Raw genomic sequence first — 13,436 nt, forward strand, 5'->3', positions numbered from 1 at the left:
AAATGGCAGTAGGTAACGTAACAAATTTAGGCATCGGCACAAAAAATAGCGGACTAAATGATGATCTTATCAAAAAATTAAAAGAAGCAGATGAAGCAGGACAGATCAAGCCTTTAACAAAAAGGCTAGAAAGAAATGACCTAAAGCAAAAAGACCTTGCAGCGCTAAAAACTCTAGTTAGCAACGTAAACGTAAGTGGCAAAACACTTGGTGGAGAGGCACTTTATCTAAAAAGAACTACAAACAATGCTGGCAAAAGCGTAACAGCCTCAGCAGCAAATGGCGTTAGCGTTCAAAATTTTAGTATAGATGTGCAAAAACTTGCTCAAAAAGATACATTTCAAAGCTCAAATTTCAAAAACGCTTCAAACTTAGTAGGTGCGACAAGCAACGGCTCTTTTGATGTTGAGATCGATGGACAAAAATTTTCTATTAGCGTAACTAGATCAACCACATATCAAGATATTGTAGACAAGATAAATGATATTAGTCGTGGTAAATTGCAAGCTAGAATTTTAAATGTTGGCGGAGATAAGCCAAATCAAATCATGCTTCAATCAGGCAACACTGGCGCAACACAGACTATTAAATTTTCAAATGATACAGCTGGTGTTTTAGATAAACTTGGCTGGGATAGTACGCAGTTTCAAGATAAAGATGCAAATGGCACTCTGCTAACAAATCCTGATGGCACACCAAAGATGACATCAAATTTTGAAAAAAATAGAATTTTAAAGGCACAAGATGCGGAATTTACATATAACGGAGTAAATGTAAAAAGAAGCAAAAATACCTTCAACGACTTAAGACCGGGAATTTCTATTACATTAAATGAAACTGGCAAAACAAACGTGAGCGTCTCTCAAGATACAAAAGAGGTAATAAAAGCGGTTGAAGAATTTATCAAAGACTACAACCTAATGACCATGAACCTTGGCATAGCTACAAAATATGACGAGGAAAAAGGAGCTGGCACTTTCCAAGGCGTTAGCGAAATTTCAAGCTTAAGATCAAACATTGGTCGTCTTGTAAATGGACAAGATAGCGAAGGCAAAGCATTAAGCAAATATGGCATAGTGCCTGATAAAGACGGACAGCTTCAGCTTGATCTAAATAAGCTAAATGCAGCTCTTAGCAAAGATCCTGAAGAGATTCAGAAATTTTTCATGGGATCAAGCAAGATCGAGCCAATAAGCTATATGGGAGCATCGACTGTTAGCTCTGGGGTATTAGACATAAAAGCTGGTGATCTTACGATAAACGGTAAGTCGGTTACGTTCTCAACTACTGCCACAGCCACAGCCGAAGAGAACGCACTAAAACTTCAACAAGCTATAAATGACGCTGGTATAACTGGAGTGACAGCCAGTCTTGATAACAGTGGCAAAAGAATCGTCTTAAAAAGAAGCGATGGCGAAAATATCGAGGTAAAAGGTAAAAATTCAGCCTTAACAGCTCTAGGTATGAATGAAGCTACCATAAATCCAGTAACCAAAAAGACAGATGGGCTATTTACAAAGCTAGCTAAAATGCTTGATGGTGTCGTTGGTAAAAAAGGCACAATGATCGCTATGCAAAATCAGTTAAAAGACGAGAATGAGTCGATCACAAAAAACAAAGAGAGCACACAAAAGCTTTTAGATGAGAAATACACAACAATGCAAGAGCGTTTTATCAAGTATAACGCTATCATAGCAAGTTTAGAAAATCAGTTCTCAACACTAAAATCAATGATCGATGCAGAGATAAATAGCAGAAAATAAGAGAGAAAGATGAATCAAAGTGTATATAGTGCATACGCACAGTCTAGTTTTGGGGGCATTGAGTCCCCAACTAAATTAATAGAAATGCTTTATGACGGGATTTTAAAATTTATATTTCGTACAAAAAAGGCGATAGAAGCTGGAGATATAGAGAAAAAAGTTTATTATATTAATAGGACAAACGCTATTTTTGTTGAGCTTTTAAATTCGCTTGATTATTCTCAAGGCGACGTAGCCCACTATCTTAGCGGCCTTTATACAAGACAGATGCAGCTTCTTGCCATGGCAAATATACAAAACGATATCGCAGCTTTAAACGAAGTAACCAATGTTGTAAAGCAACTATCTGAAGCATGGAGAGAGGTCACTTCAGGTGAATAGTTGGATCAATGAATTTAAATTAGCATTGATAAACGAAGACACAGGCAAGATAGCTGCATTATCACAAAATTTTAGTGAGGATATGTTTACGAGCCTAGCTCTAGCACAAGAAGCACAAGCACTAATTGGTGGAGCAATAGAGCTTTTAAAAAGCAAGTCTTCACATATTCAAAATGAGCTTATAAAACTACAAAAAGCTCAAAAATACGTAACAAACTAATCAATTTTTATAAATTTAAAGGCACGGCGTTAAGCCGAGTTCTGTCTTGAGCGATCATTTATCTACGCTTGCTTTTACAAACAAGCTCTAGCGAAGGGTTTTAATATAAGACCAAAACCATCCCTTCTTGCTGCAGGTTGGGTTTATATGGCCACGCAAGTTACCAAGCGTGCCGGTGGGCTCTTACTCCGCCGTTTCACCTTTACCGCCGAAGCGGAAGTCTACTTTCTGTTACACTATCCCTTAGGTTTCCCTAGCCATCCGTTAGATGGAACCTTGTCTTATCGCAGCTCGGACTTTCCTCTTTTGCAAAAACAAAAGCGATCGCTTACCGTGCCAGAGCGAAATTATAGCGGCTTTGGCTTAAATTTCTAGCTTTAAAAGCTTTAGACTTTTAACTTTATGTTTTTTATTTACAAGGTAGATTCGCAGGCAGATAGAGTGCTTTGAGTAAATATTTAGCACAAAGAACGTATAAAATTTTATCTCAAAGCGCGATAAACTCAGCATTATTTATAGGTCGCAAATCGTATAAGTTCCCAAATTTCTCCATTATCTCGTACGTGGCCTGCGTAAAAGGCTCGCAGCCAAAGTGCGGCACGACGCAAAAATTAACTAAATTTAACCCCGTAAAATCGCTCATATTTGGGCTATTTTCATCCATTAGCGTAGCATATCTAGTATCTGGTGCGGCCACGATCGCTCCCGCCGACTCACCGATATAAATTTTGCCCGCTTTGACTGCATTTTTTATAGCTTGCCAGACGCGCGATTTTCGTAGCTCGTTAAGCAGATAAAACGTATTTCCACCGCTAACGTAAATGATATCGCACTGACTAATGGCAGATAAAATTTCATCTTCACAAGATGGCTCATCTTGGCTAGATACTAGCGCTGCCGAATCCTTGGCGCAAGAGACGTCAAGGCGTCTTAGCTTCGCACCAAAATTTTCTAAAATCTCCACCGCTTCATCTACGTAAAAATTTACCTCTTCAAATTTTGCTGCCGTATCGATAAAAACAATATCTTTGCCTTGAAAATTTACCACTTCATCAATCTTGCTCGCAATCTCCGCAAAATAAGAGCAAAGAAAAATATTCGCCATTTTTAATCCTTTTAAAATATAAATTTGCAAACTCATTATATCTAAACGAGCCTAGAAACGCTTGTATTTTACGTCGCTCGCGTCTTGCTCCACGGATAAATTTTAGCGATTTAAGATATGGATCTTGGTATAAAAATTTGATAAATTTTTCCTCAAATTTGAGCTTAAAACGACAAGGTAAAGTTTTTGCACCGCTTGGCTCACAGCTTTTAAAGAGCATTAGGCGAGGTGGATTTTGATTTACAAAAATTTAAACTTGAAAGTTAAGGCGAAGTCTTGCGAGATGGTTTTAAGTGTTTTATGTATCACTATGCTCGTAGCTAAACAAAAGAAGTAAATTTCGTCCAAAAGTAAGGCATACAGCCTATCGCGGAGCGAAATTTATACTCTGCTTGCAGTTACCAGCATAGGCGCAAAAATCATTTAAAAGTACTCGCAAGATGAGCCGCCGCCCTACTCAAAGATATTTTTATGCAAGATTTCTTCTAGCACAACAGTCGCGTAGCTTCCTTTTTGCAGCGTAAAATTTATCGTAAAGTGCGCCTTTTCCTCGTTGTATTTATAGCTTGCATCCTCCAAGTAGCACCACGCAAAACGCCTAGACCCCGTCATTTTAGCTTTATATTCATTTGCTTGCTCGAAAATTTGATCCTCGACCATTCTCGCCGCGCCCTGCGCCTCATACGCCTTCGCACCCGCGATCAGCCCGCAGCTAGTGATATCTCTAGCGTCAAAGCGCGCGCCCTCTGCGTCCAAATCCTCACACAAAAAGCACTTGCCGTGCGGGTAGTGACCCAAAACTTCGCCCTCTATCAGCTTAAAAAATCTCTTTTGCGATTTTAAATTTTTCAAATTTTCGCCGCCCAGATACGGGTAAATTTGAGCTAGCTCGCCTAGGCTAAAATCCTGCGCGAACCTCGAAATCTCAACGCGTTTGCTAAGCCAGCGGTTAAAAAGATCGCTTTGATATGCCGAGATCAAAAAGTCGTTTAGCTTTACATTTTTGCTCTTTTTGCCATTTATCGTTCCATTTTTAAGTAGCTCAAGCCCAGTTTCAGCATTGTCCCCAAACTTACCAAAACGCTGATAGCCAAAGTAGTTTGCATAGCCCATTTTATCAATACTAATAAATGCTTGCTCTAGCTTTTTGGCATTATTTGGCAGCACCTTTTTAAGGCGAATAAAAAAGCTATTTCCCTTTAGATGTCCGATGCGAAGCTTATTTTTATGCGCATTTAAGCTTAAAATTTTCATCTTTTCGTGGCTAAAGTTTGCTAGATTGCTCTCAAATTTACGTGGCATAGAGATAAACTGCGTCGTCATGCCCTGCTTGTCCTTTAGTCCAGCATAGCCAAAATCACGCATTTTAGCCCCTGTGACTTCACTAAGAACATGCAAAGCATCACTTGTCGTCATATCTTTTTTAGAAATTTCAACGATTAAGTGCTCGCCATCCCCACTAAACTCATAAAGTGGTATCTCGCGCACGACAAAATCATCTGAATTTTTAGAAAAGTAAGCCTCTATGGGCGCATGAGTGAGTGCATAAAGTGGCTTAAAAGTGGTGGCTTCTTGCATTTTGTCTTAACCTTTTATTTGAAATTTTTGCAAAGACGCTAATCTTTGTCCGTGTTTTTGCGGAGATCCTTTTGATGGCGTTTAAATTTTTAGGACAAAAAGTAAATAAAATTTCATACTCCTCGCCGCTACTAAGCTCAAATTTGCTTAGCTTTTTTGTAAATTTAGCACCCTTTTTGCTAGCCTTTAAAAGCTTAGCAAGATCGGTATTTAGCCCATCTGAGATATCCATAGCGGAGTTTATAAGATGAGCTGCTTTGTAGAAAAATTTATCTCTTAAAATAGGCTTTTTAAATCGTGAATTTTTTGAAATTTGAGCTAGTCTTAGAAGTGAATTTAACCCTTTTTGGCTGCCTCCAAGCTCGCCAGTAAAAGCTACCAGATCTCCGTATTTTGCATTTTTTCTAAGCACAGCTTTGCCATTTAGCTCACCAATTACACTAACGCTTATATTTAAAATTTTACTACTTATCGTGTCGCCACCGATTATCTTTACGCCAAACTCTTCGCAAGCTCTGTTTATGCCGCCACTTAGCTCTTTGATTTGCTGCGGCGAAAAATTCTTTGGCAAGCTAAGTCCAAGAAGCGCAAATTTTGGCCTAGCATTCATCACGATCGTATCTGAAAAATTTACGATCATCGCCTTATAGCCGATCTCTTCAAGGCTTAGCCAGCCATGCTTAAAGTGCGAATTTTCAGCAAAGATGTCCTTGCTAAAGACCTGCTTGTCAAGCACAGCCGCATCATCACCAATATAAGCGTTACCAAAGCATTCAATCGTGAAATTTTCTTTATCCATCGGGCCATTATAATGAAACTCCTTTTAATTTTAGGATAAAATAAGCCAAAAAAGGAGTCAAATGCAAAAAATAGAAATTTTTAGATTTAATGCAAAAAAGGATATTTTGTCGTATTTTAAACCATATTTTTTAGAAATTTTAGACTACACAAACCTCGATGAACTATTTTTGCATGTTAAAAAAATTGATCCGTATTTTCAGCCAACAACTGGCTTTGTGAAAGTAAATGATGTCGTAGTGAGCACCGCTGAACCATTAGTAAATTTATATGAGAAATTTGTAGGCGAGCTTGTGATTTCGCCACTTGATGAAAAAAGAGCGGTTTTAGATCTTGAGATAAATGATGACGACTTTTGGGAGAAATTTAAGCCATTTGATAAATTTTGCGATCAAGCAGACAAAGAATTTTATGCAAGCTTAAAGCCATATTTTTATGCTGATTTTGTGAGAGACTACGAGCCAAATTTTATAGGTGCGGCTGCTATCATACTGGCTCATCATCTTTATAAAAAAGAAAAAAATGATGAGATCATGGGACTTATCGACAATGAAAATGGTATTTTGATAGCTTGCAAGATTGATGATTTTATCTTTGGCGGAAGCGAAATTTATACCAAAGCGATTAGGTTTTTTAAAGAAATTTTAGGGATAAAAGAGGATGAAACCTCAAAAAATGAGCTTGAAAAGATAAAGAGCTTGGATAAATTTAAAGAGTTCAAAATAGCCATAAGCGATAAAATCCCTCAACATTTAGATAAATTTAGAGCAAATTTTATAAATTTAAACATCAAATTTCCTTGTGGATTTGAGCTTTTAAAAGTAAACGAAAAGCTTGCATTTGCATTTGCAAGCAAGACCATCTTTAATGCGTTTGATAGCGGGGCTGATTTTTTACTAGCTAGCAATGATGCTGAGTTTTATATGTTTGACACGCTTTCAAAAAAGCTTGAAAAATTTGCAAACAGAAGTTTGCAGGATTTTTATATTTTAAGAGTTAGCGAACTGATAGAGCTTGAAAATGGCAAAATTCCAGCAAGCCTAAAGGAGCATACGCTAAAAGTAAATCTAGTCTAAAACTAGAGAATTTATTTTTGCAAAGTCACATTTTGCTCGCTTAAGGCTTCTTCTTTTTCGTCTTCTTGTCTTATCTCATCGTACCTTGCTTTGGCATTTTCATAAACACCAGCTGGAAGGCTTATGTTTAAATCATCCCTTAAGCTCATCACATCATCACAAGCATTTTGGTAGCCAAGGTCGCAGCTTTTCATATAATAACTCACGCCAAGCTCGATATTTGAGTGCTTTTTTAGATCACTATCCATTTGCTCATTTATCTCTTCATTTACAAACATATCGCCCAAAGCCTCGCATGAAAGCACATCTTTTTGCTCACAGCCATCATAGAAAATTTCATACGCAGCTACGTAATCTCCGGCATTTAGCGCCTCAATACCTCTGTCATAATCATCGATGTCAAAGCTAAATGCCAAATTTAAAGCTAGGATTAAAAAAACTATCTTTTTCATATAAAGCTCGGTGCATCGTTTGAAAATAGTATGAGATCGCCAGCACGCGTATTTTGAGCTAGAATTTCTTGCATTTTATTTTTATCCTTTAAGATGATGATCTTTGGCTTTATGATGTACTTTAGTAAAACTTCAGCATTTAGCGAGCTTGTGATGATGACAAGATCAAAAATTTCATTTATCACCTTGGCTAAATTTGCATTTTGCTCCGCATCGCTCTCGACGATGCCTGGTGTTAACAGCACTTTTCTGCCAGCGTAGGTACTTACAAGCTCGTAGCTTGCACTCATACCTGAGAAATTCCCATTAAAACTATCATCAATTATCAGCTTGCCGCCAGCCTCGATCTTGCTTAAGCGGTGCTCTACGTTTTTCATCTTAGATAGCGCTCTGTCTACCGCCTCATTGCTCATCTTTAGGTACTTTGCCACCTTTATACAAACGGCTAAATTTGTAGCATTAAATTTACCAAGCAGCGGCGAAGCGTAGTTTTTGCCATCAAGCATAAATGAAATTCCATCTAAATTTGCATTGATATCTTTTAGACTTTCATCGTAAATTTCTATATTTTCACTTGACTCTTTTTTTGTCGAACTATGTAAAAATACCATTTGCAAACGAGCGCTTTGAAGTGCTTCAAGCTTGGTAGAGCGGATATTATCAAGCGTTTTAAAATACTCAATGTGTTGTGCACCGATTTCGCCTACGATTACGATTTGCGGGTTTAGAAATTTAGTGATCTCTAGGATGTCGCCCCTTAGCCTAGCACCTGCCTCAGCGATGTAAATTTGCGTTTGCTCGCTTAAGTTTTCATTGATATCTTTGATGATGCCAGCCATTGTATTTACGCTGCGAGGTGTTTTGTAGCAGACAAAGCTATCTTTTAAAATTTCAAATAAGAAATTTTTGATACTAGTTTTGCCGTAGCTTGCTGTGATCAAGATAATTCTTAGATCTTTATTTGCGCCCAGTTTTTTAAGTGCCTTGTTTTTAAATCCTTGAAATTTTATCTTTTCTAAAATTTCACTAAAAAATAGGCTCACAACCAAGACAAAAAGTGGCATCGGAGCCAAAAACGCCTTGTGGATGATGAAATTTAAAGCGTAGTTTAAGATGATAGCGCAAGCAAGGATCACAAAAAAGTGCTTGATCCTGGCGGTAAAGACTAGCTTTTTATCAAGTTTTTTATGCCAAAGATAAAGAGCTGGCAAAAGCGCAAAGTAAAAATAGATAAAAAACCACTTGCCAGTCGTGTAAAAAAGCACCAACGGCACAATAAAGAAAAAGATGTGCCAAGCGGGCTTTGTGAAGTGAAAGAGCACGCGCTCAGGCCTATATGAAAACCACTGAAAGCAAGTTATCACATAAAATGCAAGTGCAAAAATAAAAAAGACTGTACTTATGTTTAAAAACAGACTCATCTTATCTCCTCAATCCCGCTCTCATCATCATCTAGCACAACATTTTTTGCTTCATTTAGCTCAAAATTTATCCCTTTTTCTATCTCGTCACTTATAAATTTAGCGTGGAGCAAAAAGAAGAAGTGATCGCCACTAAGCGGGAAAAATGAGCTATTTTTTATGAGCTTATGTATGCTCTCTCCGCTTGTTATAGGCGTTGCCTTGTCATTTTCGCCCCAAAATATCAAAGCCTTGCCGCTAAAGCTAGCAAAATACTTTGTAAAATCCTCATCAACTACGTTTTTTAGGGTCTCATACATCACTCTGCTCATACCGCTTACATCTTTTGTGGCAAAGAATTTATAAAATTTTCCAAATCCAAAAAGCTTAAAAATTTTAAAAATAGCGATCTTTGCGCGCACGATAAATGGCTTTTTGACAATTATGCCAGCTGAGCTTAAAAGCACAAGATATGGCGGCTTTAGAAGCGTTGCGACCTTGCCACCAAAGCTATGACCTACGATGATATCTGGCTTTATGCCAAGCTCATCACAGAAATTTTCAACAATTTTTGCATAATCGCTTGTTTTTAAAGGATCAGTAATTGAGCTTTTACCAAAGCCTGGCATATCGATATAAACGTGGCACAGTTCGCTCAAATATAAGCCAAAAGCCTTTTTCATTATCTCTTTATTAGCGCCCCAGCCGTGCAGAAAAAGTACCTTTTTTTTACATTTTGGATTTACAATCTCGTAGTTTATATCAAACTCATTTGAGCCGTACTTTACCGCCCTACTCGCCATCGTTCTCTCTTTTTTTTGCAGTATAAATGCTCTCAAGCACACTCACTGCTTCGCAAAGGCGCTCATACTCTTCCATATTTAAAAGCACTGCTTCAAATTTATTATTTTTAACAATGACCGCTCTTTTTAATTCATTAGCTCCCACACGAGAGAGCACTGAACTAAAATTTCTAACCACTTCAGTTGCTGTATAAATTTCGTCTTTTGTAAAAGTTACCATTGTCGCTCTTTGTGTAAAATTTTACGTAAAATATCACAAACTACTTTATAATCTACTAAATGGCCTAAATTTTTCCGCGACCTTTTACTGAAGTGATCGAGTTTATGAAACTATAATCAATCTTTATATTACGCTCTCTTGGAAGTGAGTTTGCAAGAGCGTTTAAAGTGCTCTCAAAATCCTCAAATAGATAGTTTGCAAGGCTTCCTGGATTTGGATTTATCTCATTTAGATAGACCTCATCATCTATCATAAAAAAGTCGCATCTAATGATCGCTCCATCAAATCCACAATCATAAATTTTTGAAAAGTTAAATTTGAGCTTTTGTTTTAGCTCCTCAGAAATTTCAGCCTCTTTTACCTTGTTTTCATTTGAAAAGCTAAGATATTTTTGCTCGTAGTCAAGAAATTCTTTCTTTTTTGGCTCTTCGATGATAGAAAATTTTATCTTTCCATCTATCTTACAGCCTGCAAGGTTGTACTCTTTTACTCCCTTTATAAAAGGCTCGACAAGCACATCCTTGTCAAACTCAAATGCTACGTCTTTTGCGTAAGCTAGCTCACTGGCGTCATGCACTATATTTACGCCTATGCTACTTCCAAGTCTTGCTGGCTTTAAGATAATAGGATAGTGAAATTTTGGCTCACTTTGACGAGTTAGCATCTCATAGTCAAGCGCCTTTACGCCAGCTTTTTGTGCTAGAAATTTAGTAAGCTCTTTGTTGTAGCTAAGCGCACTTACTTCAAGCCTTGGACCTATATATTTTATGCCGTAAAAGTCAAAAAGTGCCGCTATCTTGCCATCTTCGCCATCCATGCCGTGGATCAAATTTATAATGACGTCGCACTCTACTTTTTTATCACCAAAAAGAGAGTGTATGAAAAATCCGCCTTTAGATAAAATGAGCTTTTTTGAATTTTTGTATTTACCAGAGCTAAAGAAATTTGCTCTCATATCTTTTTGCTCGATAAGATAAAAATCTCTATTTGCATCACAAAATATAAATTTTAGCTCTTGTTTTAGGACATTTTTTAAAACTATCGCACTAACTATGCTTATCTCATGCTCATAGCTCTTTGCTCCAAATATCACACCTAAATTCATCTTTTTATCCTTATCCTAATTTCTTTAATGCTTCTTTTATAAGATCACTCGTATTTTCACTCTTGCACTCAGGCAAAATTTTCACTATCTTCTCACGCTTAAAGCCAAGCGCTTCAAGTGCTAAAAGTGCCTCATTTTGATAGCTTGGCACGCTCTCGTCACTTATTAGTTTTGCATCGCTTAGCTCAGCTATGATACGTCTAGCCGTCTTTGGTCCGATGCCTGGCACACTTTTAAAAGTATCTGCATCGCCACTTATTATGGCGTTTGTAAATGCTTGCGAGCTAAGGCTTGAGCAAACTGCCATTGCTGTACTGGCTCCTATTCCATTTAGCTTTATTAGCATTTCAAACATCTTTTGCTCGTTTACGTCTAAAAAGCCGTAGAGTAAATTTGCGTCCTCTCTTATGATCTGCGTTATGGCAAGCTCGACTTTTTCGCCCTTGCTAAGCTTGGCTGAGCAAAAAAGCGAGATAAAAATTCCATAGCTTACACCACTATTTGTCTTAAGTATCACAAATGCGGGATCTTTTTTGCTGACGATACCTTCGATCGCTTTTATCATCATTTAACCTTTTATTCTTAGAAATTTGTATCTGTGTAGTCTTCTAATTTATTTGACTTTTTGATCTTATACTCAGCCTCATCGCCATCGCCGATCTTCTCCAAAGTAATAGCATGTGCGGTTTCATTTTGCTTTGAGATATAAGTGACATTTTGTGGAGGATCAACGATAACAAATCTAATCTCATTTAATTCAACCCAGTTGCCTCTGTTTATCACTTTTGCAGAAAATATTCCATTTTGCATGATCTCAAGCTCATCTTTTAGAGTAGCTAGCAACTCTTTTTTATCTTTAAAAATTTTTAACAAAGTATTGTATTCATTGACTAGACCTTGATACTCTTTTAGCTTTTTCATAAAGGTAACTGGCGGTATCACTTTAGCTTTTGAGAGCTCTTCTACCTTTGCTTTTATGGTATAAATCGAGTCTTTATTTTCATTTATGACATTTTTCTTTGTTTCAATATTTTTTAGAAGCGAAGCAAGCTCTGCTTTTGTATATTCGATCTTATTTAACTGCTCTTGCGTAGCCTCAGCACTCTCAGGCATTTTGCTAGTATCGATTATAAATTTATTGTCAGTGCCTCTTAGATATCTTACGTCTATTAAGTGTGAAGCTGTGATAGTGCAGTTTGAGCCAAGCGTGTTTATTTGGATATTTTGAGCGGTTATAGAGCCACCAACGACACTATTTATCTTAACTCTTTTTGCTACGACATTTCCGCCTTCTAGCCTATCTATCTCGACATTTTCAGCTTCAACCTTACCGATATGGATAGAAATTTTTGCATTCTTTGCATAAATTTTAGCCTTTTGGTGTGTTTGACCGCCGATTATTACTTCATTTGCTTTAACCATCGCATTTGCACCGACGTTTCCTTTAACCTCGATCTCGTCAGCCTCCACGATGATGCCAGTGCCGATGGCATCTTTTATAGTGTCAGTTTCCCTAACCACCAAAGTCACATTTGTGTCAGTACCTGCTTGAATAGAGCCAGTTGTTTTAAAATTTGCTTCATTTATCTCTATACGCTCTTCAATATCAAATGAGCCATTTTTCTCAACTACATATCCTGATTTTTTAGCGATATATATTATGCTATCGTCATTTTCTACTCTCTCTATATTTTCGCTTATACTTATCTCTTTGCCAGTATCTTCTTTTGGCTTTTCTACTGCTAATAATTTACCTCTCGCATCACGGCCATTTTGCCCTTCGTGAGACTTTTTCTCTTCCATTATCACTTCATCTTGTGCTACACCAAAAACAAAACCTCTATCAGCGTAATCAACCTTATCTTCCTCTTTTATCGCATCAAGTTTATCTTTGTAGTAGTAAAGTATCTTTGCATCGGTAGCTTTTTTTGGATTTATGCCTTGTGTTATGTTTAGTATGTAGTCTTTATCAAGTTCGCCCTTTACATGCACAACTGAGGCGATTTGTTTTAGCTCGTCTTTTAGTTTGCCGATCCTTATGCCTATTAAAATTTGAGCTTTCATAAGCTGTTTGGCGATATATTCAAAAAGTTTATCTTCGTAATGCTGTTCGTATTCACAATCTTTTGTGGCTTTTACCTTTGCGACCACTTTTGTAACTATTGAATTTACACCGATTTCTATCTTTGGAAGCTTTGGCACAGCGTTTAGCCTAACATCAAAAAATTCTACGTCATAGACTTGCTCGATCTCTAGTGTCTCGTCAAGATAAAATGCATTATCATCAAAAAAGTTTAAATTTTCTTCAGGTACATAAACTGGTTCATCATTGTCTTTATTTTTGTAATAAGTTAGGATATTTAAAATCTTAAAATCTATAAATTCCACCGGTATGTTATATTGTTTACTTAGCTCTTTAAGCGATATGTAAGGTGTTGAAGTTTGAATTTGTGTTGGTGGTAAAAATCTCTCGTTTTCTTGCACGTTTTCGCTCAAATTTGATCCATTTCACATAAATTTTTGGCTCTTATTATC

14 protein-coding genes and 1 other RNA gene are annotated in these 13,436 nt (G+C 37.1%); 4 read left to right on the forward strand and 11 right to left on the reverse strand.

From position 1 onward, the window contains the following. Positions 1 to 2: 2 nt before the first annotated feature. Genes fliD through CCON33237_RS05320 form a run of 3 tightly spaced genes read left to right on the forward strand, consistent with a single transcriptional unit; the run spans position 3 to position 2,364 of the window. Positions 3 to 1,763 carry a flagellar filament capping protein FliD gene (gene fliD, locus CCON33237_RS05310; protein WP_054196710.1) on the forward strand — a complete coding sequence of 587 codons (1,761 nt, stop codon included), beginning with the start codon at positions 3 to 5 and terminating at the stop codon, positions 1,761 to 1,763. A 9-nt stretch (positions 1,764 to 1,772) separates the two neighbouring features. Beyond that, positions 1,773 to 2,144, forward strand: a complete 372-nt coding sequence (gene fliS, locus CCON33237_RS05315) for a flagellar export chaperone FliS (RefSeq protein WP_054196711.1) — start codon at positions 1,773 to 1,775, stop codon at positions 2,142 to 2,144. Further along, positions 2,137 to 2,364, forward strand: a complete 228-nt coding sequence (locus tag CCON33237_RS05320; RefSeq protein WP_054196712.1) for a hypothetical protein — start codon at positions 2,137 to 2,139, stop codon at positions 2,362 to 2,364. Before fliS ends, CCON33237_RS05320 begins: the two co-directional genes overlap by 8 nt. 14 nt (positions 2,365 to 2,378) lie before the next feature. Here the strand turns inward: CCON33237_RS05320 and rnpB are convergent. The 4 genes from rnpB to CCON33237_RS05340 all read right to left on the reverse strand — a co-directional run bounded on the left by rnpB (position 2,379) and on the right by CCON33237_RS05340 (position 5,846). Continuing rightward, positions 2,379 to 2,704, reverse strand: an RNA gene (gene rnpB / locus CCON33237_RS09335) — RNase P RNA component class A. Between the two features lie 147 nt (positions 2,705 to 2,851). Then, complete coding sequence (locus CCON33237_RS05325) at positions 2,852 to 3,469, reverse strand: Type 1 glutamine amidotransferase-like domain-containing protein (RefSeq protein WP_054196713.1); 618 nt, start codon at positions 3,467 to 3,469, stop codon at positions 2,852 to 2,854. Between the two features lie 453 nt (positions 3,470 to 3,922). Next, positions 3,923 to 5,047, reverse strand: coding sequence for a tRNA pseudouridine(13) synthase TruD (truD, locus tag CCON33237_RS05335; RefSeq protein WP_054196715.1), 1,125 nt, complete (start codon positions 5,045 to 5,047; stop codon positions 3,923 to 3,925). Then, complete coding sequence (locus CCON33237_RS05340) at positions 5,025 to 5,846, reverse strand: thiamine-phosphate kinase (protein WP_054196716.1); 822 nt, start codon at positions 5,844 to 5,846, stop codon at positions 5,025 to 5,027. Before CCON33237_RS05340 ends, truD begins: the two co-directional genes overlap by 23 nt. Before the next feature lie 61 nt (positions 5,847 to 5,907). On the opposite strand from CCON33237_RS05340, the gene CCON33237_RS05345 reads away from it, so the two are divergent. Further along, the gene (locus CCON33237_RS05345; protein ID WP_054196717.1) at positions 5,908 to 6,921 is read left to right on the forward strand and encodes an HdrB C-terminal domain-containing protein; all 1,014 of its coding nucleotides are present in this window, start codon (positions 5,908 to 5,910) and stop codon (positions 6,919 to 6,921) included. Between the two features lie 11 nt (positions 6,922 to 6,932). Here the strand turns inward: CCON33237_RS05345 and CCON33237_RS05350 are convergent, their stop codons facing one another. The 7 genes from CCON33237_RS05350 to CCON33237_RS05380 form a co-directional block, all read right to left on the reverse strand. After that, complete coding sequence (locus CCON33237_RS05350) at positions 6,933 to 7,373, reverse strand: hypothetical protein (protein ID WP_054196718.1); 441 nt, start codon at positions 7,371 to 7,373, stop codon at positions 6,933 to 6,935. Continuing rightward, positions 7,370 to 8,794 (reverse strand): Mur ligase family protein, encoded by a 1,425-nt coding sequence (locus tag CCON33237_RS05355; RefSeq protein ID WP_054196719.1) that lies wholly within the window; start codon positions 8,792 to 8,794, stop codon positions 7,370 to 7,372. Before CCON33237_RS05355 ends, CCON33237_RS05350 begins: the two co-directional genes overlap by 4 nt. Continuing rightward, positions 8,791 to 9,576: an alpha/beta fold hydrolase gene (locus CCON33237_RS05360; RefSeq protein ID WP_054196720.1), complete on the reverse strand. Its 786-nt coding sequence runs from the start codon at positions 9,574 to 9,576 to the stop codon at positions 8,791 to 8,793. Before CCON33237_RS05360 ends, CCON33237_RS05355 begins: the two co-directional genes overlap by 4 nt. Beyond that, complete coding sequence (locus tag CCON33237_RS05365) at positions 9,566 to 9,796, reverse strand: type II toxin-antitoxin system Phd/YefM family antitoxin (protein ID WP_021091404.1); 231 nt, start codon at positions 9,794 to 9,796, stop codon at positions 9,566 to 9,568. The genes CCON33237_RS05360 and CCON33237_RS05365 overlap by 11 nt, the downstream gene beginning before the upstream one ends. A 64-nt stretch (positions 9,797 to 9,860) precedes the next feature. After that, positions 9,861 to 10,901, reverse strand: coding sequence for a D-alanine--D-alanine ligase (locus CCON33237_RS05370; RefSeq protein WP_054196721.1), 1,041 nt, complete (start codon positions 10,899 to 10,901; stop codon positions 9,861 to 9,863). Positions 10,902 to 10,911: 10 nt separating this feature from the next. After that, positions 10,912 to 11,466 carry a Holliday junction branch migration protein RuvA gene (gene ruvA, locus CCON33237_RS05375; protein ID WP_054196722.1) on the reverse strand — a complete coding sequence of 185 codons (555 nt, stop codon included), beginning with the start codon at positions 11,464 to 11,466 and terminating at the stop codon, positions 10,912 to 10,914. 17 nt (positions 11,467 to 11,483) lie between these two features. Further along, positions 11,484 to 13,397, reverse strand: a complete 1,914-nt coding sequence (locus CCON33237_RS05380) for a flagellar assembly protein A (protein ID WP_054196723.1) — start codon at positions 13,395 to 13,397, stop codon at positions 11,484 to 11,486. Between the last annotated feature and the right edge of the window lie 39 nt (positions 13,398 to 13,436).

Origin of the sequence: Campylobacter concisus, assembly GCF_001298465.1 — a bacterium.
Lineage (GTDB): Bacteria > Campylobacterota > Campylobacteria > Campylobacterales > Campylobacteraceae > Campylobacter_A > Campylobacter_A concisus.

Excerpts from the sequence above, each read along its gene's own strand:
- fliD (WP_054196710.1), top strand. The coding sequence starts at position 3 with ATGGCAGTAGGTAACGTAACAAATTTAGGCATCGGCACAAAAAATAGC.
- fliS (WP_054196711.1), top strand. The coding sequence starts at position 1,773 with ATGAATCAAAGTGTATATAGTGCATACGCACAGTCTAGTTTTGGGGGC.
- CCON33237_RS05325 (WP_054196713.1), bottom strand. The coding sequence starts at position 3,469 with ATGGCGAATATTTTTCTTTGCTCTTATTTTGCGGAGATTGCGAGCAAG.
- truD (WP_054196715.1), bottom strand. The coding sequence starts at position 5,047 with ATGCAAGAAGCCACCACTTTTAAGCCACTTTATGCACTCACTCATGCG.
- CCON33237_RS05340 (WP_054196716.1), bottom strand. The coding sequence starts at position 5,846 with ATGGATAAAGAAAATTTCACGATTGAATGCTTTGGTAACGCTTATATT.
- CCON33237_RS05345 (WP_054196717.1), top strand. The coding sequence starts at position 5,908 with ATGCAAAAAATAGAAATTTTTAGATTTAATGCAAAAAAGGATATTTTG.
- CCON33237_RS05350 (WP_054196718.1), bottom strand. The coding sequence starts at position 7,373 with ATGAAAAAGATAGTTTTTTTAATCCTAGCTTTAAATTTGGCATTTAGC.
- CCON33237_RS05355 (WP_054196719.1), bottom strand. The coding sequence starts at position 8,794 with ATGAGTCTGTTTTTAAACATAAGTACAGTCTTTTTTATTTTTGCACTT.
- CCON33237_RS05360 (WP_054196720.1), bottom strand. The coding sequence starts at position 9,576 with ATGGCGAGTAGGGCGGTAAAGTACGGCTCAAATGAGTTTGATATAAAC.
- CCON33237_RS05365 (WP_021091404.1), bottom strand. The coding sequence starts at position 9,796 with ATGGTAACTTTTACAAAAGACGAAATTTATACAGCAACTGAAGTGGTT.
- CCON33237_RS05370 (WP_054196721.1), bottom strand. The coding sequence starts at position 10,901 with ATGAATTTAGGTGTGATATTTGGAGCAAAGAGCTATGAGCATGAGATA.
- ruvA (WP_054196722.1), bottom strand. The coding sequence starts at position 11,466 with ATGATAAAAGCGATCGAAGGTATCGTCAGCAAAAAAGATCCCGCATTT.